The sequence below is a fragment of the Paraburkholderia sp. SIMBA_054 genome, from assembly GCF_046534875.1.
GTDB classification, from domain to species: Bacteria; Pseudomonadota; Gammaproteobacteria; order Burkholderiales; family Burkholderiaceae; genus Paraburkholderia; species Paraburkholderia hospita.
Window position 1 is genome coordinate 190,131 of sequence record NZ_JAWRXV010000012.1, and the last position, 18,434, is coordinate 208,564.

Sequence of the window (18,434 nt, forward strand, 5' to 3'; positions counted from 1 at the left end):
GTTAGCGTGCTTCAAGCGTCGCCCCTGTGCGGGGCGGCACCTACTTTTCTTTGCCGCCGCAAAGAAAAGTAGGCAAAAGAAAGCGGCTAACACCGCCAGTTCTAGTTTGTGCCTGAGGGCCCCCAACCGGTCCTACGCTTCACGCGGTAACGTATCTGTTCGTGTGTGTTGCCAACGCGCTGAATGAGCGCCTCACCCACTTCAAACACCCGCACAAGGGCTAGCGGCAGCGAATGGTTGCGGCCGCCCAGGTGGCAAACTGTGTGTAGGTTATTGGGGCGTATAGCTTGGCGCTCTTACATGGTGGGACGCGTGCGCTATCGGTCCGAAGTGAGACGTGTGTGGCGCTACGGCCTACACACAGTTTGCCACCTGGGCGGCAGTGGAATATCTGGCACGGCGTGCTGCAACGCGGATGCATGAAGCGGGTGATGCGTATAGAGAGAGCGTTGGCAACACACGTGAACAAGGACGTTGCCGTGTGAAGTGTGGGACCGGTTGGGGGCCCTCAGGCAAATACAAGAACTGGCGGTGTTAGCCGCTTTCTTTTGCCTACTTTTCTTTGCGGCGGCAAAGAAAAGTAGGTGCCGCCCCGCACAGGGGCGACGCTTGAAGCACGCTAACAAATCGCGGATGCCCGCGTAAAGGCAAAAAACGCCCGCGCCGCGAAGGCGCTAACACAGGGGCGACGCGTGAACAGCAAACACCGTAACGCGGATGCCAGCGCAAGGGCAAAAAACCAAACCGCTTACGCAGCAACCACCGCATCACAAATCAACGCGAACCGCGAGTAGATTTCAAACTACTGGACCACTTCATCGCCGGCAACTCAACACAACGATAAAAGACCCACGCAACAGCGAGTGCCACAAGCATAAAACCAAACGTCGGCAAGATCGACATCTGCAACGCCGAGCGATACAAAACCGAAGACAGCAGCACAAAAATGGGCAAATGAATCGAATAGAGCGAGAAGCTAAAGTCGCCAAAGCGAGAAAGCACCCGAATCACAGGCGTATCGTTCTGCCGCCGGCTCTTGAGCGCTTCATTCAGATAGCACGCAAACCCAACAGCCCAAAACTGAAACGCCAGATACTGCCCAAAGCGAAAAGCAACACACCCAAGCACCGTCAGCAAGACAGCCAACCCATACATCAGCCACGGCATGTGCTTACGCGAAGAATCATCACCGCGCTTCAGCTGCAATTCAGCGATCCAGGCCCCGAGCATCCAGGAGAACCAGAACGACGTAAAGAACTGCAAGTCATGCCGCTCGAACACAAAAACCGAAACCACATTAACGAGCGCCACAATCCCAAGCACAGGCAAGATCCCAAACCGGCGCCGCAGCGCAAAGACCAGCGGATAAACCGCATAAAACTGCACTTCGAGCGACAGCGTCCACAGCGCGCCATTCGAGCCATACGTCTTGCCGGCCAAGCCTTGCAGCGAGAACAAATTGACAAAAAGCGCCTGAGGCCCGATATCGAGAATCTTGTGATTAACGGGCGGAAAGTGCAGGCTAGCCGAGTCAAGCGCAAGCGTAAGCAGCAGCGCGGCAAACAGCACAGGGTAAATGCGTGCAAACCGCCGCGCCCAAAAATTCATCGCATCGAGCCGATACGCAGAATTGTTCGCGAGACGCTGCGCAGTGCCACGATGAATGCAATACCCGCTAATAACAAAAAAAATCGGCACACCCGCCGAGCCCCACGCAATCGGCAGCGTCAGGTAAGCAACGATCGTGTTCAGATCGAATGATTTGCCCGCGACATGGTGAAAGCTCTGCATCCCCACCCATTCGACCTGGCGGCAATGAAAATAAGCCACCAGCAACGCGGCAAAGCCGCGCATCGCATCGATGACATGTTCCTTCCCGGCGACCTTCGCCTCGCTGCGCGCCGCCGGCGCAAAGGACAGGGACGAGCCGGTGGCGTCCAGTGCTGTGTCGCTCATGCGCGGTCCTTGATCGTTGATGAATGAATTGACGCGGCGCCCTCAAGACGCAGCACGCCCGCTTGCGTATCCTAGGTGAAAGGACAGGCAAAAAATCGACAAGAAATGATTCGAATTATTCAGGCTGTCATATTGACAATGGATTGCCGAAACCGACCGAAATTCAAATAGACGCCTGAATTATTTGACGTTTTTTTCGTGTTACGTTCATGCGGGGAAAACTTCTGACAAGGGTGGGGTCATGAACCTGCATTTGATCGCCGGCGTCGCCGTGTTGCTACTACTCGTTGCCGTGTCCGCGTACCGTGAAGCATTGCGCAACGAGCCGATCAGTCGTATCCGGATGAACCCGGAAAAGATGCCGCAGTTCGAAGAAAACGAATGAGCGCATGAGGGCGGCGCTCGCGCTCGGCGTGATTGGCAAGATTTACGCGCCGCATGCATGGCGATTCAGATTGTTCACGTCATTCTTTCCGCACGAGTTTCAAATATCGGAACGAAGCATTGGAAAGGAACAATTTGAATTAATTTCAACAGGGCGCTATCAGTTCTTTCAAAATAATTTTCCGCTAGTCTTTTCCCGAACGACAATGCGCCGCCTCTCACGGCGATTGCATACATTCAATCAACCGAGTGGAAATGCATACCATGCTGAAAGTCACCAAAGCCGTCTTTCCTGTAGCGGGCCTCGGCACACGTTTTCTGCCCGCCACGAAGGCGAGCCCGAAGGAGATGCTGCCCATCGTCGATAAACCGCTGATCCAGTACGCGGTCGAAGAAGCGATCGCGGCAGGCATCACCGAAATGATCTTCGTCACAGGCCGCAGCAAGCGCGCGATCGAAGATCACTTCGACAAGTCTTATGAAATCGAGGCGGAACTCGAAGCGCGCGGCAAGGAGCAACTGCTCGATCTCGTGCGAAGCATCAAGCCGGCGAACGTCGATTGCTTCTACGTGCGTCAGGCCGAAGCGCTCGGCCTCGGCCATGCCGTGCTGTGCGCCGAAAAGCTGGTCGGCGAGAGCCCGTTCGCCGTGATCCTCGCCGACGACCTGCTGCACAGCGAACAGCCTGTGATGAAGCAACTGGTCGACGTGTTCAACCACTACCACAGCTCCGTGGTCGGTGTCGAAACCATCGCGCGCGAGGCAAGCCGCTCGTATGGCGTGGTCGACGGCAAGGAGTGGGAAGAGGACGTCATCAAGCTGTCGGGCATCGTCGAGAAGCCGGCACCCGACAAGGCGCCGTCGAATCTCGGCGTGGTCGGCCGCTATGTGCTGATGCCGACCATCTTCAAGCACATTCGCGCGTTGAAGCCGGGCGCGGGCGGCGAACTGCAACTGACGGACGCGCTGCAATCGCTGCTGACGGAAGAGCAGGTGCTCGCATATCGCTACTTCGGCACGCGCTTCGATTGCGGCAGCAAGATTGGCTATCTGAAGGCGACCGTCGAATTCGCACTGCGTCACCCGGAAGTGCGCGGCGAGTTCGAAGACTATCTGCAAAGCTATCTGCCGCTGCATCTGACCGCGGCGGCCGCCTGAAAGCAACGCCTGCGGCAGCGACGGCGCGTCTATCGGCCGTCGCGCTGCAGGTCAGTCGGTGCAAGCGCGCGCGTCATCCGGACGACGCGGGCCCGCTGGCCGACGATGCGCGTGCGAGTATTGCGAGCACATCGTCGTCGGTGGTTTCGCTGAAGTCCGAATAAAACTGGCTGACGCTGAAGAAGAGTTCCGGCGCGGTAACGCAGACATATTCGTCGACGTCCTCGCCAATGCGCCCGGCCGCGTCGTACGGCGCGACGGGCAACGCGGCAACGATCTTCGCCGGCGCGCGCGCGCGCAATGCACGCGCGGCTACCTTCATTGAAGCGCCCGTCGCGAGCCCATCGTCGACGATGATCGCGACGCGGCCTGCCACGTCGACGCTCGCGCGCCGCGGGTCGCGAAACAGCGCCTCGCGCCGCGCGAGTTGCGCTTTCTCATCCGCGAGCACGCGGTCGAATTCGGGCTGCGATACGCCCGTTTCGCGCATCAGTTCTTCGTCCACATACAGCGCGTCGCCCGATGCGATCGCGCCCATTGCCAGCTCGCATTGCCACGGCACGCCGAGCTTGCGAACCACCAGCACGTCGAGCGGCGCGCCCAGCGTACGCGCGACTTCATACGCAACAGGCACACCGCCGCGCGGCAACCCGAGCACGACGACATCGTCGCGTTGCGCGTAGTGCTTCAGTTGATCGGCGAGCGCACGGCCCGCGTCGGCGCGATCCGCAAATCGACGGTGCATGATTCGCTCCCACGTCCGCTACCTCTACGTCATTTACTATAGGACGTTGAGCATCGAGAGTGCCGATTCCTGCAGCGCGCGCAACACGCGGTTGAGCGCCGCTTCCGACGTTTCCTTACCCATCGGCATGTTCGTGCTGAGCGCCGCGACGACTTCGCCATGACGGTTCTTCATCGGCACGGCGACGCCGCGCACGCCGATATCCAACTGTTGCTCGATCACCGCGAAGCCGTCGGCCTGCGCGCGGCGGACCTTTTCGAGCAGGCCCGTCTTGTTCGTGACCGTGTGCGGCGTGAAGGGCGTGAGCTCGGCGTCGTTGAGCCACGTCTGCATCGCTTCCTGATCGCGGTGATACGCGAGCAGCACGACGCCGGGGGAGGTGAGCGGGGCGGGCACGCGCGCGCCGAGCACGAAACCCGTCGTCATCACGCGCGATGTGCCGTTGCGCGCGATGAACACCAGCTCCCAATCGTCGAGCACGCTCACGTAGACGGACTCGCCGATCGTCGCGCTCAGTTGTTGCAGGTACGGCTGCACGGTTTTCGGCAGCCGCGCCGAATCGAAATACGACCAGCCGACGCGCAGCACGCGCGGCGTCAACCCGTATAGCTTGCCGTCGCCCTGCACATAGCCGAGATGTTCGAGCGTCAACAGGTAGCGGCGCGCAGCCGTGCGCGTCATGCCCGTCAGTTGCGCAGCCTGGCTCGGCGTGAGGCGGGCGTGTTCGCTGTCGAACGACTCGAGGATCGCAAGGCCTTTTTCGAGGCCCGCGATCCAGTCGCGTTTGTCCAATGGCGGTCGGTTCATGGCAATCGTTCCCTGATTTTGCGCGGCTAACGTATCGGTATGCGCGATTATCGCTCACTTATCGCCCACTACGCGCCGTTTGTTGATATCGCCTGGCGCAAGGGGGAACGTCGCCTCGATCACTTCCGGATCAGGCGGAAAACCTCGCCGACACTGTATGCGCCATACGACACCCAGCCTGGTGCTAACCCGCGAAGCGCGCGTTAATCGCACAGAAACGTGCGATTAACGCACATTCCGGGCACCAGGAGCATTGCCCACCCCATGGCGCTTGCCTATTCTTGAGCCACCTTAGCCCTTCAGGCCGCGCCGCACCGGATGGGCACATCGGAGGCGTCGCGTAGCGGCATCACAGGTTTCATCGAGAAAGGTTCTGCCATGAGTCACGCCACGAATCAGCCTTGCATCATCTCCGTCGCCATCACGGGTTCCGTGCCGCGCAAGAAGGACAACCCGGCGGTGCCGATCTCGATACCCGAGCAGGTCGAGAGCACACATGAAGCTTATGAAGCCGGCGCGACCCTCGTGCATCTGCACGTGCGCGACGAAGAAGAGCGCTCGAGTTCCGACCGCAGCAGCTTCGCGACGCTGCAGGAAGGCATCCGCAAGCATTGCCCGGACATCATCATCCAGTTTTCGACGGGCGGGCGCGGACGTTCGTTCGAGCAACGCGGCGCGATGCTCGATTTGCGGCCCGATATGGCGTCGCTGGCGACGGGCTCGGTGAACTTCCCGACCACCGTTTACGAGAATCCGCCCGATTTCGTGCGAATGCTCGCGCAGACGATGCTCGATCACGACGTGAAGCCCGAAATCGAAATCTTCGATCTGGCCATGCTGTACAGCACCGTCGATCTCGTCCAACAAGGCCTGTTGAAAGAGCCCGTGCATGTGCAGTTCGTGATGGGCGTGAAGAACGCATTGCCCGCGCGACGCGAGATTCTCGAATTCGAAGTGGCGCAACTGCAGAAGCTGCTGCCGAGCGCGACGTGGACGGCAGCGGGCATCGGCCGGCATCAGCTCGAAGTGAACTACTGGACGCTCGAAATGGGCGGCCATTGCCGCACGGGCCTCGAAGACAACGTCCGCTGGGACAAGGACACGCTCGCAAAAAGCAATGCGCAACTCGTCGAGCGCGTCGCGAAGCTATGCGGCGAATACGGCCGTCCTGTCGCGACGGCGAAGCAGGCTCGCGAGCTGCTGGCGCTCAAGCCCGCTGCGTAATCACCATTCCCGCACGATTCCCGACCCAAGCCATATCATGCTTCGCTCCATTGCCACCGTGTCGGTTAGCGGCACGCTCGTCGAGAAACTCGCTGCGATTCGCGCGGCGGGTTTCGACGGCGTCGAGATTTTCGAAAACGATCTGCTGTACTTCGACGGCTCGCCCGCCGACATTCGCAAGCGCTGCGCCGATCTCGGCCTGCAGATCACGTTGTTCCAGCCGTTCCGCGATTTCGAGGGCGTGTCAAAGGAGCGGCTCGTACAGAACCTGAACCGCGCGCAGCGCAAGTTCGAACTGATGCACGAACTCGGCACGGATCTCGTGCTCGTGTGCAGCAACGTCAACCCAAACGTGATCGCGGACGATGCGCTGATCGTCGATCAGCTCGGCCAGCTTGCGTTGCTCGCTGAACGCGAAGGCGTGCGCGTGGGCTTCGAAGCACTGGCGTGGGGCAAGTACGTGAGCTCGTATCGACACGCATGGCGGCTCGTCGATGCTGTCAATCATCCGAGTCTCGGCCTGATACTCGACAGTTTCCATACGCTGTCGATCGACGACCCGATCGATCCCATCGCCGATATTCCGGGCGATCGCATCGCCTTCGTGCAGATCGCCGATGCGCCGCTGCAGAAGATGGATGTGCTCGAATGGAGCCGACACTATCGATGCTTCCCGGGGCAAGGCGATCTCAATGTTGCCGGCTTCGCTGACCGCGTGCTCGCGACGGGTTATCAAGGCCCGTTCTCGCTCGAAATTTTCAACGACGGTTTTCGCGCCGCGCCGACAGCCGCGACGGCCGCCGATGGCTACCGCTCGCTGCTGTATCTCGAAGAGCAGGCCGGGCTGAAGGGCGCCCGCTCGAAGGACGGTCAGCCGCTGTTCACACCGCCCGCGCCGCCCGCGCATTCGGGCTTCCAGTTCATCGAGTTCGCCGTCGATTCGACCAGCGCGCCGCGTCTTGCGCAGCGCTTCGCCGAAGCAGGGTTCCATGCGGCGGGCAAGCATCGCTCGAAGGACGTAACGCTGTATCAGCAGGGCGGGGCGTCGATCGTGCTGAACGCGGAGACCGATTCGTTCGCCAGCGAGTTCTTCCATCGGCACGGGCTGTCGCTATGCGCGTCGGCGTTTCAGGTCGACGATGCAGCGCGCGTGTTCGAGCGCGCGACGTCGTTCGGCTATGCACCGTTTTCGGGCCGCGTCGGTCCGAACGAACGCGTCGTGCCGGGCGTGCGCGCGCCCGATGGCAGCCTGCATTACTTCGTCGATGCACGGCCCGACGAGCCGACGCTCTACGAAGCCGACTTCGTGCTGAGCGCGCATGACAGCGAACGCACGCAAGCGGTGCAGGGCGAGTTGAAGCGCATTGATCACGTGTGCCTCGACCTGCCCGCCGACACACTCGATACGTGGATTCTTTACTTCAGGGCCGTGTTCGGTTTCGACGCGGAGCCCGCCTGGTTGCTTCCCGATCCTTACGGACTCGTGCGCAGCCGCGCGGTGCGCAGCGCCGACGGATCGGTGCGAATCGTTCTGAATGCATCGGTGGACGGACGGACTTCGACCGCGCAATCGCTGCACACGTATCGTGGATCGGGCCTCAATCACGTCGCATTCGACACCGACAATATTTTCGCGGCCGTCGAACAGTTGCGCGCACGCGACGTTCAGCTATTGCGAATCCCGTCGAACTATTACGATGACCTTGAAGCGCGTTACGATTTCGCCGACGGCGTGGTGAGGCAGATGAAAGAAGCCCACGTCCTTTACGACAGGGACGCGCAGGGCGGCGAGTTCTTCCATGTGTACACCGAGCAGATGGATGGCCGCTTCTTTCTGGAGGTCGTGCAGCGCAAGGGCGGTTACGACGGATACGGCGCGGTCAATGCGCCTGTGAGACTCGCTGCGCAGGCCCAGCGCAAGCACAGCTAGGCGCAACGGTGTGCAGTGAAAGGATCGCGCGGCTCGATAGTGGTGGTTACCCGTAGCGATCCGCACGGCATCCGGATTTTCCCGCATTACTTCAGCTTTTCGCACTACCCGCAGCACCGGCGGCGACGGCACGCGTTTGTCCCGCCGCCGACAAAACGATGCGACGCATCGTCATAACACTCAATGACAAAGGATCAGGAGATGAAACGACGTTACCCCGAAGTCAAAGCCGCCCTGGCTGGCGCAGCGATGCTGGCCACACTGCCCGCGTTCGCGCAAAGCAGCGTGACGCTGTACGGCATCGTCGATAACGGCATCGGTTATCAGTCGAGCTCGACGACGCTCGGTTCGACCACGGGCGGGCACTCGGCCTTCAAGATGGTCACGGGCGTATGGGCGGGCAGCCGCTTCGGCCTGAAGGGCGCAGAAGACCTCGGTGGCGGTACGAAGGCGATCTTCACACTGGAAGAGGGCTTCAGCGCGAACAACGGCGCGATGTCGACGAGCAACCTGATGTTCAGCCGCCAGGCGTTCGTCGGCGTGTCGAACAGCACCTATGGCTCGCTGACGGCTGGCCGCCAGTACGCGTCGTACTACCAGCTGCTGTCGCCGTATAGCCCGACGACGTGGCTTACCGGTTTCTACGGCGCGCACGCAGGCGACGTCGACGGTCTCGATACGATCTATCGCGCGAACAATACGCTGCTGTACATGTCGCCGCAGATTTACGGCTTCAAGTTCAGCGGCTCGTATTCGTTCGGCGGCGTGCCGGGCAGCGCGTATCAGGGCTCGACGTGGAGCACGGCGGTCCAGTATTCGCAAGGCCCGATCGGCATCGCGGTGGGCTTCTCGAAGATCAACAACTCGAACGTGAATGGCGGCACGTTCGGCACCGATACGACGACGTCGAACGCGGGCGCGCAGGCGGGCGTTTCGGCCGTGACCAACGGCTACCAGTCGGCACGCGCGCAGCAGCGCTTCGCCGTCGGCGGGGGTTATACGTTCAACAGCCAGTTCGACATCACGGCGACGTATTCGAACGTGCAGTACATTCCGGGCATCGGTTCGGGCTTCCACGACCTGTCGATCTGGAACTCGGGCGGCGTCGTGCTGCACTGGAAGCCGACGGCCGCATGGGATCTCGCAACGGGCTACGCTTACACGCGCGCGACGAAGGCCAACGGCATCACGAGCAGCGCGTCGTATTCGCAGGTCAACCTGTCCGAGTACTACTCGCTGTCCAAGCGTACGGGTCTGTATGCGTTGCAGGCGTATCAGCGCGCGAACGGCCAGACGCTCGGCACGGGCGGCCGCAGCATCATCAACGCCACGGCAACGATCGGCGACGGCTTCAATTCGACGCCGTCGTCATCGCGCAGCATGGTCGGTGTGGGCGTCGGCATGGTGCATCGGTTCTGACGCTGTACGACGTAGCTAAAGCAGGACAGGGCGCCGCGCTTGCGGCGCTTTTTTCGTTTTGTGCGTGGCGATGTGCGCTGCGCGCGCATTCGATGCGGGACTGTCGCTTGCTGCTCGCGTCGGCTGGCGGAGTCCGTTGCTTGCCGCGCCGGGATGGGGCGATGACAGGAAACGGCCATCGACCGGGCGCAAGATTGGCGGACGGCAACGAGAAGTCGCCCGATATGAAGGTGCTCAGCGGCTGCTACAATCCTGCGTCATTGCAATGAAGGTGAACACATGGGCTTTGAACAACTGGCGAAGCTGAGGGACGAACTCGCCAAGCAGGCAAAGGCGCAGCGCAAGGATAAGCAGGCTGCGGACAAGCCGGCTCCTCACGCGGGCGGCAAGGATCAGAAGGCGAAGGACGCCAGTCCGCGAGATGCTAATCCGCGCGACGCGAAACCCCGGGACCCGAAACCCCGGGACGCTCGACGGGCGCCCCGGCCTGCGGACGCGAAGACGCACGGCAAGCCGGCGTCGGCTCGTCCGGCGGCAAAGCAGCAGAATCCCGTCGATCCCGTCGTGCATACGATCGGCAAGCTGCAGAAGCGTTTTCCGTTGGCGTTTCCGAAGAATCCTGCGCCGAAGGTGGCGCTGAAGATCGGCATTCTCGACGATCTGCTCAAGGAGGCCGGCGAACTGAAGCTGACCGAGCAGGAAGTCCGCGATGCCGTGAGCACCTGGTGCCGTGGCAGCCGCTATTGGGCGAGCTTGACGGAAGGCGCGTCGCGTGTGGATCTGAATGGCGCGGAAACGGGCAAGGTCACCGCGTCGGAATCCGCGTTCGCGCGACGTCGTTCGGGTGGACGGAACAAGCCTGCTGCAAAGGCTGGTGAAGATGCGGGTGTGGTTGCGGCTGCGAAGCCTGCAGATGACGCGGCTGCGGCGCAGACGGACCAGACGGACGGTGAAGGAAATGCGCCGGCTGCGGATCAGGCGCAAGGTTGATCGGTTGCGGGTCGATCATGCGGGTCGCTGAGGCTTGAGGCTGGAGGGAGCGGTGGTTGGTTTGCTGCTGCCTGTTAGTTATTTGACATAATCTTAATTATCGAACAAAATCGTGTAGCAGCAATGTGAGAATGTCGTGTTCTAGCAAGATACAAATGTCGTGTTTTGCCGTTGCTGGCAAGCTGGCGGCTCTCTGCACGCATGCGGGAGCCGCTCATGAAGGCTGGCACACTCGTGACATTGAACATGCGCGAACTCGATCGTTTGAAGGTAATCCAGGCGGTGGTTGAACAGGGTTTGAAGCCCGGTCGTGCTGCCGAGCGGCTTGGCCTCACGGTGCGTCAGGTTCAGCGGCTGGTGATGCGCTATCGCGAATCAGGCGCCGCGGGACTGGCCTCGCGCAAGCGCGATGGCCCGGGCAACCGGAGGCTCGATGAGGGGCTGGCCTTGCGCGCCCTGACGCTCATCCGTGAGCGCTACGCCGATTTCGGGCCGACGCTGGCGTGCGAGAAGCTGCGCGAATGTCATGGACTGGTGCTGTCGAAGGAAACCGTGCGCCACCTGATGACAGAGGCCGGCCTGTGGGTGCCGCGCCGTCAGCGTCCGCCGAAGGTGTACCAGCCGCGCGCGCGGCGCGCCTGTCTGGGCGAGCTGGTGCAGATCGACGGCAGCGATCACCGCTGGTTCGAGGACCGGGCGCCGGCCTGCACGCTGCTGGTGTACGTGGACGATGCGACCAGCCGGCTGATGGTGCTGCATTTCACGGCGAGCGAGTCGACCTTCAGCTACTTCGAGGCGACGCGTACCTACATCGAACGCTACGGCAAGCCGGTGGCGCTCTACAGCGACCGTGCGAGCGTGTTCCATGTGAACCGGCGCGCGGAGACGGTGGGCAAAGGCGTGACGCACTTCGGCCGCGCGATGTACGAACTGAACATCGACACGTTCTGCGCAAACTCGAGTTCGGCCAAGGGCCGCGTGGAGCGCGCACACCTGACGCTGCAGGACCGTCTGGTGAAGGAGCTGCGGCTGCGCGGCATCAGCACGGTGAGCGATGCCAACGCGTATGCGCCCGCCTTCATCGCGGCCTACAACGCGCGCTTTGCGAAGCCGCCCCGCAGTCCATTCGATGCACACCGGCCGCTGCGTGACGATGAGGATCTTGATCTGCTGATGACCTGGCGCGAGACGCGCCGCGTGTCGAAGGCGCTGACGGTGCTGTATGACCGGGTGCTGTACCTGCTGGAGGACACACCGGCCAACCGTGGGCTCATTCACCGCTACATTGACGTGTGGGAGTATCCGGACGGACGCATCGAGATCCGGGCCGATGGCAAGGCGCTGGACTGCCGCCGCTACGACAAGCTCGCGGAGGTTGATCAGGGCGCGGTGATCGAGCACAAGCGCCTCGCGCATGCGTTGCAGGTGGCGCAGGCACTGCAGGCGCAGCGTGATGACCGGCGCATCTCGGGCGCGCCGTCGCGTACCAACCGGGGCGTGGCACCGCGTGCGAAGGACCGGCTGCCCGGCACGAAGAAACCGCGCGAGTTCACGCGGTCCGATCTCGATCAGGCAATCGTGCAGATCGCGCAGCCGTCAACGGCGCCTTCCACACCTGGCCAGCGGTCTGCACGCACTCACTGAACCGGCTGACACGCCCTGCCCGTTCAGCCCGGCATCCTTCGACACTGCGTGTGATGCAAACCGTGAAAGACAGACCCAAACCCAAGGTCAGAAACACGACATCTGTAAATAGCCAGCGCTACGACATCTGAATCTGGCTTTGACAAATCGAATTTTGAAAAATAGGGCCTGACAGCACCGCCGACGCACTAACAAGCCCACGCGCAGCGACAACTCATCCACCCGACCTACGATATCGAATCCGCGCCGGCACCAGCCGCGAGTCCGGCACGCTGTCACCCTCAAGCAAAGAAAACACGCAACGCAGACTGTGCTCAGCCAGTTGCGCGCTGTCCTGGATAATCGCGTCGATCTTGAAAGGCAGACAGTCGAGCAGCTTATGGTCATGGAACGTCATCAGTTGGCCTGGCGCCTGCGCCAGTTGATCCGCATCGTTCACAAACTGCAGAATGCCTTCGAGCAACGTAATCGAGCCTGCAAACAGCGCTTGCGGATATCGCTGGTGTTCAGCGAACCATGACTTCATCAACTCGTAACCCGATTCACGCTAGAACGACGTCCCGATCTGAAACTGGAACTTCTGGTACTGGTCACCAGTGTGCTTCACGACAGGAAAACCGAGACTGAGCTTGAGCGGTCCGATTGGCGAAATCCACGCGAGGCCCAGACCGTAGCCGTAACGCAGGCCATTTGCGCCAATGCTGTTTCCTTCCGAACCCCATACATTGCCGCCGTCGAGGAACGTGAAGACTCGCAGCGTGCGGTCGTATCCCGTGCCCGGCAACGGGAACGTCAGCTCGATGTTGCCGACGACCATCTTCGAACCCCCAATCGGATCGCCAGTTGTTGCATCGCGGGGACCGAGTGAGCTCGATTGATAGCCTCGCACCGAACCAATACCGCCCGCGTAGTAGTTCTTGAAGATCGGGTACGGATTACCGATACCGTTGCCATAGCCCCCCTGGAAATTCAGTCCGAGCACGAAGCCGCGTGAGAACGAGTGGTAATACTGGGCCTGCAGGTCCGCCTTGTAGTACTGCGTGCCGCCGAGCGGTGTGCCGTACTCGGCATTCGCCTGCGTGAAATAACCGCGGCTCGGAACAAGCGCGCTGTCACGTGCGTCGCGCGACCAGCCGACCGTGACGGGTACGTTGTTCGATACGCGGCCAAAGGTATTGACATAGTCGATATAGCTCTGCGGCGTGGCGGAGTCGACGTCAAGGCGGTTTTGTTCGAGGCCAAGGCCGAAATACACCGTGTCGGCCTCGGAGAATGGAACACCGAACTTCAGGTCTGCACCCATCGTCACGATCCGAAAACTCGTGTCGTTCGTGCTCGAGAACTCGAGGGGCTCGCTGGTGCGGTAGTAGACATCGGTAATGCGCTTGATCCCGTCGATCGTGAAATACGGGTCGACCTGCGTGACGGTCAACGTACGAAAAGTCGATGACGTGTTGACGTTGACCGCGAGGCTCGTCCCCGAGCCGAACACGTTGTCCTGCGACACGCCTGCCGAAATGATCGGCCCTTCTCCCGAGCCATAACCCAGACCCAGCGTAATCGAACCGGTCGGCTTTTCCGTCACCTTGACGTCCACATCGACCTGATCGGTCGTGCCTTCGACGGGCACCGTCGTCACGTCCACGTCCGTGAAGTAGCCGAGACGGTTGATACGGTCCTTCGACAGCGCGAGACGGTTCGAATCGAACCACGAGCTTTCGAGCTGGCGCATTTCACGGCGCACCACTTCATCACGCGTACGCGTATTACCGACCACGTTGATGCGGCGCACGTAGACGCGGCGACCCGGATCGACCTGCAGCGTCAGATCGACCTTGTGATGTTCCTGGTCGATCTGCGGCAGCGCATTGACGGTCGCGAACGCATAACCGTATTCGCCAAGCTTGTCGACGACAGCCTTCGTGGTGGCCTGCAGCTTGTCGGCCGAGAAACGGTCGCCCTGCTTGATCTTGATGAGGTTGTTCAACTCCGCCTCGCGGTCGAGCAGATTGCCCGCGAGCTTGATACTCGAAATCGTGTACGGCTCCCCTTCGTGCAGCGTGACAGTCAGATACATGTCCTCCCTGTCCGGCGAGAGCGACACCTGGGTCGACTCGATGCTGAACTCGAGATAGCCGCGGTTCAGGTAATACGAGCGGACGTTTTCGAGGTCGCCTGTGAGCTTTTCTTTCGAGTACAGGTCGTTCTTCGTGTACCACGAGAACCAGTTGGGCGTGGACAGCTGCATGTCGCGCAGCATGCTTTCGCTGAACACCTTGTTGCCGATGAAGTTGATCTGGCGGATCTTCGCGCTCGGACCTTCGACAACCGAGAACAGCAATCCCACGCGATTACGGTCGATTGGCGTGACCGTCGTGGTGACTTCGGCGGCATAGTAGCCGCGGGTCAGGTACTGGCGCTTCAGTTCCTGTTCGGCCTTGTCGACGAGCGCCTTGTCAAAATAGCGACCCAATGACAGTCCGACGGAATTCAGCGCCTTGATCAGGTTGTCTTTCTCGAATTCGTGAATGCCCGCAAAATCGATCGTACCGATCGCCGGACGCTCGATCACCTGCACGACCACGACGTCGCCATCGGTGTCGATCGTCACGTCGTTGAAGAAGCCCGTCGCATACAGTGTGCGAATCGCTTCCGAAGCCTTGTCGTCGGTAAAGGTGTCACCGTGTTTGATCGGTAGATACGAAAACACGGTGCTGGGTTCGATGCGCTGCAATCCCTCCACCCGGATATCGCGAACCACAAATGAGTCGGCGGCATTCGCCGATACGGCCGTCACACTCAGTCCAGCGAGGGGCAATACCCTCGAACAACGGGACAACAGAATCTTTGCCTTCATGCAGGATATGCGAAGATAAATTCAGCCCCAACTACAGCCGTTTTTGACCAGTGGATGATCCGCTACGTGCGGATGAGAGACGGCTCGTTGTTCTATTGCAGCCTGAGGCCCGCAATGCCGCCTGCCTTCGCGAGACCGGTGGCTAGCGCCAGCACCTGCGTCATGTGCGCGGCCTGCGAGCGATGCATCTGAAAGGACAATTCCGCGCCACCAGGCAGGCGGAACGTAAAGATCAGATAAGGGCCCCCGCCCGCATCCTTGCCAAGCGCCCACGCTTCGCAGGGCATCGCGAACTTCACGCTATTCCTCTTGCGCCGGATGCGCTCGGACGAGCCTATGGCATTCGAAAGAGCCGCCAGCAACTCATGCATGACCGAACAGTGCACGGCGATGCGATCCGACCGGTTGCCTTTCAGCATCAGGTATTGACCGTCTTCTGTCAGTTCGAAACCATGGAGCGAGTCGATCGCGAATGCGAGCGGCAGTGACATGGAGGCACTCCTTGATGAGCCAGGCATCGAGGGTAGTACGTCTCGATTCGAACAGAGTTACCTACGGATTACTGCAGTTTTCTTCCAGACTGGTAAGCCTCCCCGACTGTTCTGGCCCGAGACCTCACTTCTCGGTCAGGGCCTGAAATCAACGCTTCCATCCAGATTCTGTTCACGTAATGCGCTCTTACTCCAGGCTGTCACGTGCCTTTTTGGATAGAAAAAGCAACAGCGTTGACCATTTATGAACGTTCCCTGTCTGCTTATGGTCAGCCTTCGTTCAGCAAGATGTGTGGGTATGGAAACATTTCGCTGAAGTCTTACGCTCTCACGAATCCGTATCGCCCTTTGGTGGATCGGCTACCGTCTCGCTGGCGAACCAGGCTGCGGCCTGAGAGAGAATGCCCCCTCTCCCTCTTCAGCTGGCGCTTCGTATCATGGTGTCGTGGTAAGCGCGATGTACAGTTTCAGCGGAGGGTTCTGTCGCACTAAGGTGGCTTGTTAAGCTGCACGCAAGGAGACGAACGATTTGATCGATGAAGCAGAACCTGAGTCCGGCTGTGGCGAAGGTGCTGAAGCGCCTGCACTATCCGCTTGATGTAATCCTTCTCGGTGTGCGCCGGTACATTGCGTATCGCTGAGTCTGCGCCACCTCGAGCAGATGATGGCCAAACGAGGAATTTCGGTTGACCATTCGACCGTGCATCGCTGGGCGCTCAATGTGCCTCTTCCGCGCTGATGCCGTACTTCCCCTTTGGCTTCGTTTTCTCGATGCCCCGCTGCCGCACGCGCTCGACCAGATCGTCCTCGATGCAGCCACCCGACACCGATCCCACCACATGCCCATCGCCGCGCACGGCGAGCATCGTGCCTTCTGGACGCGGCGACGAGCCCCACGTCTTCCCCACCGTCACGAGCAGAACGCGATGCCTTCCCCGATCCATCGCGCACCGTGCTTCAAGACTTCGAGATCCACACTGTCCACGCGTCTTTCGTCTATCGCACGATGGGCGTACGGCTGAGTTCGTTATTCGTTTCGACCAGCAACAGCAGTTGCCTGAGAAACGTCGCGCGTTCGTCCGACGGCAGCGCCGCGATGGTGCGCTCGTGCGCGCGAGCGACGGGCGCCTCCAGCCGCGCGAGCAACGCATGGCCCACGCCCGTCAATTCCGCGACCTTCTTTCGCCGATCCGTGCGCGAGACACGGCTCTGCACGAAACGCCGTTGCGCGAGACGCGTGATCACGTCCGCCGTATTCGCGCGGTCGAGCCCCACGGCGCGCGACAGCACCACCTGCTCGGAAGGCCCCAACTGCTCCAGCGCGGTGAGAATGCTGTACTGCACCGGCGTGATGCCTTCGGCCGCGCATTCCTCCATGAAAAGTGCCACGTGAATCTGATGCAGGCGGCGGATCAAAAAACCGGGCCGCTCGTTGAGCGCCGTAGTGCGCCATGCGAGCACCTGGTCCGGCTCGGTGTCGTCGATGCTGCTGACTGCGGGTGGAGCGTCCATGAGCGAAGAGTTCCGTTTGCGTTCAATACGAGTTGTCCACGCATGGTGCGCGACGGTTCGTCAGCATACATCGTATTGGCCTGCCTGCCGACGCTCCGATACAAAGAATCTCGCGCGGATCTGCGCGCGGTCAATTGAACGTCGATTGCCGGTGCCGCATGGCGCAAGTCGGTGCGCAAATGCACGAATACAAGGCTTTACCAACATACGTGGTGCACCACACATTTTTGATGATCACCCTTGTCGCACCTCGTGCCCCACTGCATCCGGGACTTGCGGCGAAACAGATCGTTGGCATACCCCTTGCATATTCCATGGATGAATCGTCAGTATCCAAACGAATTATCGATTCGACGATCATCCTCCAGTGATCGCGCACGGACGAAGCCTTGCGCGCGGTTGCTACCACTACCAAAGGGGCTCTTCATGTCAGTCCGTCTTACCCGCCGCGATCCTGGCCAGTCAAAACAGCGCACCGCCGTTACGCTGCTGCGCACATGCGCGCTTGCGCTCGTCGCCACCTTAGGCATCGTTCATGCGGCGCATGCAGCGAGCGCCGAGGAAATCAAGGCGCGCGGCTATCTGAGCGTCGCGACCGAGGATGACTACACCCCGTTCGAATTCGTTGCTGAAGGCAAGAACACCGGCTATGACAACGATCTGCTCGCGCTGGTACGCAAGAAGATCGGTGTGGACGTGAAACAGCAAGTCATGCCGTGGTCCGGCATTCTGCCGGGCGTGACCACCGGCAAATACGACATGGCGCTGACCGCCGTGCTCGTCACCGAAGAGCGCAAAAAGATCTTTGACTTCGCAACCCCGACCTGCGAATCCATCACCTTCTACGCGACCAAAAAAGATTCGCCGATCAAGAACCCCGACGATCTCGTCGGCAAGGTCGTCGGCGCAGAAACGGGCAGCGCCATGCTTGCGGACCTCAAACTCTTCGATGAGCAGTTGAAGAAGAAACACGGCGGAAATGGCATCAAGCAAATCGTCGAATACCAGTCGTACCCGGAGGCGTATCAGGATCTTGGCGTGGGACGTGTCGACGCCGTCGCCAACACCCAGATCAGCCTGAACTCCCTCGTCAAGACCCGGCCGGATGCGTTCGCCGTCGGTCAGGCAATCGGCAAGCCAACCTACATCGCCTGGGCCGTGAAGAAGGGCAACACCGACGTGCTGAAGATGGTGGACGCCGCGCTGCTCGAACTGCGCAAGAGCGGCGAGATGTACCAGCTTCAGCAGAAGTGGCTCGGTGCGAGCTACAAGGACATGCCGCAGTCGGTCAACTGACGCCTTCGTGATCCCGCATCG

The 18,434-nt window shown here is 60.6% G+C and carries 15 protein-coding genes and 2 pseudogenes; 9 read left to right on the forward strand and 8 right to left on the reverse strand.

Annotated features, from left to right (window positions below):
* Nucleotides 1-774: 774 nt before the first annotated feature.
* Nucleotides 775-1,956: an acyltransferase family protein gene (locus tag SB822_RS17185; protein WP_410855212.1), complete on the reverse strand. Its 1,182-nt coding sequence runs from the start codon at nucleotides 1,954-1,956 to the stop codon at nucleotides 775-777.
* Nucleotides 1,957-2,197: 241 nt separating this feature from the next.
* Between SB822_RS17185 and SB822_RS17190 the strand changes: the two genes are divergently transcribed.
* Entirely contained in the window at nucleotides 2,198-2,341 is a 144-nt protein-coding gene (locus SB822_RS17190; RefSeq protein ID WP_007749838.1) for a hypothetical protein, read from the forward strand.
* 263 nt (nucleotides 2,342-2,604) lie between these two features.
* Nucleotides 2,605-3,498: a UTP--glucose-1-phosphate uridylyltransferase GalU gene (galU, locus tag SB822_RS17195; RefSeq protein WP_007585997.1), complete on the forward strand. Its 894-nt coding sequence runs from the start codon at nucleotides 2,605-2,607 to the stop codon at nucleotides 3,496-3,498.
* A gap of 73 nt (nucleotides 3,499-3,571) precedes the next feature.
* On the opposite strand, the gene SB822_RS17200 is transcribed toward galU, so the two are convergent.
* Nucleotides 3,572-4,243, reverse strand: coding sequence for a phosphoribosyltransferase (locus SB822_RS17200; RefSeq protein ID WP_090835149.1), 672 nt, complete (start codon nucleotides 4,241-4,243; stop codon nucleotides 3,572-3,574).
* 36 nt (nucleotides 4,244-4,279) lie between these two features.
* Entirely contained in the window at nucleotides 4,280-5,050 is a 771-nt protein-coding gene (locus tag SB822_RS17205) for an IclR family transcriptional regulator C-terminal domain-containing protein (protein WP_007585999.1), read from the reverse strand.
* 378 nt (nucleotides 5,051-5,428) lie between these two features.
* Between SB822_RS17205 and SB822_RS17210 the strand changes: the two genes are divergently transcribed.
* From SB822_RS17210 to SB822_RS17230, 5 genes are all read left to right on the forward strand, one after another.
* Nucleotides 5,429-6,274 (forward strand): 3-keto-5-aminohexanoate cleavage protein, encoded by an 846-nt coding sequence (locus SB822_RS17210; RefSeq protein WP_007749822.1) that lies wholly within the window; start codon nucleotides 5,429-5,431, stop codon nucleotides 6,272-6,274.
* A 37-nt stretch (nucleotides 6,275-6,311) separates the two neighbouring features.
* Nucleotides 6,312-8,204 carry a bifunctional sugar phosphate isomerase/epimerase/4-hydroxyphenylpyruvate dioxygenase family protein gene (locus tag SB822_RS17215; protein ID WP_090835147.1) on the forward strand — a complete coding sequence of 631 codons (1,893 nt, stop codon included), beginning with the start codon at nucleotides 6,312-6,314 and terminating at the stop codon, nucleotides 8,202-8,204.
* 201 nt (nucleotides 8,205-8,405) lie between these two features.
* Entirely contained in the window at nucleotides 8,406-9,623 is a 1,218-nt protein-coding gene (locus SB822_RS17220) for a porin (RefSeq protein WP_079482163.1), read from the forward strand.
* Nucleotides 9,624-9,902: 279 nt separating this feature from the next.
* Nucleotides 9,903-10,613: a ProQ/FinO family protein gene (locus SB822_RS17225; protein WP_090838666.1), complete on the forward strand. Its 711-nt coding sequence runs from the start codon at nucleotides 9,903-9,905 to the stop codon at nucleotides 10,611-10,613.
* Between the two features lie 216 nt (nucleotides 10,614-10,829).
* Entirely contained in the window at nucleotides 10,830-12,257 is a 1,428-nt protein-coding gene (locus tag SB822_RS17230; protein WP_090838686.1) for an ISNCY family transposase, read from the forward strand.
* A gap of 214 nt (nucleotides 12,258-12,471) precedes the next feature.
* On the opposite strand, the gene SB822_RS17235 is transcribed toward SB822_RS17230, so the two are convergent.
* From SB822_RS17235 to SB822_RS17245, 3 genes are all read right to left on the reverse strand, one after another.
* Nucleotides 12,472-12,783 carry a hypothetical protein gene (locus tag SB822_RS17235; protein WP_244144547.1) on the reverse strand — a complete coding sequence of 104 codons (312 nt, stop codon included), beginning with the start codon at nucleotides 12,781-12,783 and terminating at the stop codon, nucleotides 12,472-12,474.
* 21 nt (nucleotides 12,784-12,804) lie between these two features.
* Complete coding sequence (gene bamA / locus SB822_RS17240) at nucleotides 12,805-15,114, reverse strand: outer membrane protein assembly factor BamA (protein ID WP_176133832.1); 2,310 nt, start codon at nucleotides 15,112-15,114, stop codon at nucleotides 12,805-12,807.
* Between the two features lie 92 nt (nucleotides 15,115-15,206).
* Nucleotides 15,207-15,605, reverse strand: coding sequence for a hypothetical protein (locus tag SB822_RS17245; protein ID WP_007577316.1), 399 nt, complete (start codon nucleotides 15,603-15,605; stop codon nucleotides 15,207-15,209).
* Between the two features lie 536 nt (nucleotides 15,606-16,141).
* Here SB822_RS17245 and SB822_RS17250 point away from each other — a divergent pair.
* Nucleotides 16,142-16,335: pseudogene (locus SB822_RS17250) on the forward strand (IS6 family transposase); the annotation flags it as partial.
* On the opposite strand, the pseudogene SB822_RS17255 reads toward SB822_RS17250, so the two are convergent.
* Together SB822_RS17255 and SB822_RS17260 are read right to left on the reverse strand one after the other, a co-directional pair.
* Nucleotides 16,325-16,590, reverse strand: a pseudogene (locus tag SB822_RS17255) (XdhC family protein); the annotation flags it as partial. The pseudogenes SB822_RS17250 and SB822_RS17255 sit on opposite strands and share 11 nt — an antisense overlap.
* Nucleotides 16,591-16,601: 11 nt before the next feature.
* Nucleotides 16,602-17,117 carry a MarR family winged helix-turn-helix transcriptional regulator gene (locus tag SB822_RS17260; protein WP_079485603.1) on the reverse strand — a complete coding sequence of 172 codons (516 nt, stop codon included), beginning with the start codon at nucleotides 17,115-17,117 and terminating at the stop codon, nucleotides 16,602-16,604.
* 426 nt (nucleotides 17,118-17,543) lie between these two features.
* Here SB822_RS17260 and SB822_RS17265 point away from each other — a divergent pair, with 426 nt between their 5' ends.
* Nucleotides 17,544-18,413, forward strand: a complete 870-nt coding sequence (locus SB822_RS17265) for a transporter substrate-binding domain-containing protein (RefSeq protein WP_090838669.1) — start codon at nucleotides 17,544-17,546, stop codon at nucleotides 18,411-18,413.
* Nucleotides 18,414-18,434 lie beyond the last annotated feature (21 nt).

What these genes read in the sequence shown, in the direction of transcription:
- SB822_RS17185 (WP_410855212.1), bottom strand. Translation starts at nt 1,956, where the DNA reads ATGAGCGACACAGCACTGGACGCCACCGGCTCGTCCCTGTCCTTTGCG.
- SB822_RS17190 (WP_007749838.1), top strand. Translation starts at nt 2,198, where the DNA reads ATGAACCTGCATTTGATCGCCGGCGTCGCCGTGTTGCTACTACTCGTT.
- galU (WP_007585997.1), top strand. Translation starts at nt 2,605, where the DNA reads ATGCTGAAAGTCACCAAAGCCGTCTTTCCTGTAGCGGGCCTCGGCACA.
- SB822_RS17200 (WP_090835149.1), bottom strand. Translation starts at nt 4,243, where the DNA reads ATGCACCGTCGATTTGCGGATCGCGCCGACGCGGGCCGTGCGCTCGCC.
- SB822_RS17205 (WP_007585999.1), bottom strand. Translation starts at nt 5,050, where the DNA reads ATGAACCGACCGCCATTGGACAAACGCGACTGGATCGCGGGCCTCGAA.
- SB822_RS17210 (WP_007749822.1), top strand. Translation starts at nt 5,429, where the DNA reads ATGAGTCACGCCACGAATCAGCCTTGCATCATCTCCGTCGCCATCACG.
- SB822_RS17215 (WP_090835147.1), top strand. Translation starts at nt 6,312, where the DNA reads ATGCTTCGCTCCATTGCCACCGTGTCGGTTAGCGGCACGCTCGTCGAG.
- SB822_RS17220 (WP_079482163.1), top strand. Translation starts at nt 8,406, where the DNA reads ATGAAACGACGTTACCCCGAAGTCAAAGCCGCCCTGGCTGGCGCAGCG.
- SB822_RS17225 (WP_090838666.1), top strand. Translation starts at nt 9,903, where the DNA reads ATGGGCTTTGAACAACTGGCGAAGCTGAGGGACGAACTCGCCAAGCAG.
- SB822_RS17230 (WP_090838686.1), top strand. Translation starts at nt 10,830, where the DNA reads ATGAAGGCTGGCACACTCGTGACATTGAACATGCGCGAACTCGATCGT.
- SB822_RS17235 (WP_244144547.1), bottom strand. Translation starts at nt 12,783, where the DNA reads ATGAAGTCATGGTTCGCTGAACACCAGCGATATCCGCAAGCGCTGTTT.
- bamA (WP_176133832.1), bottom strand. Translation starts at nt 15,114, where the DNA reads ATGAAGGCAAAGATTCTGTTGTCCCGTTGTTCGAGGGTATTGCCCCTC.
- SB822_RS17245 (WP_007577316.1), bottom strand. Translation starts at nt 15,605, where the DNA reads ATGTCACTGCCGCTCGCATTCGCGATCGACTCGCTCCATGGTTTCGAA.
- SB822_RS17260 (WP_079485603.1), bottom strand. Translation starts at nt 17,117, where the DNA reads ATGGACGCTCCACCCGCAGTCAGCAGCATCGACGACACCGAGCCGGAC.
- SB822_RS17265 (WP_090838669.1), top strand. Translation starts at nt 17,544, where the DNA reads ATGTCAGTCCGTCTTACCCGCCGCGATCCTGGCCAGTCAAAACAGCGC.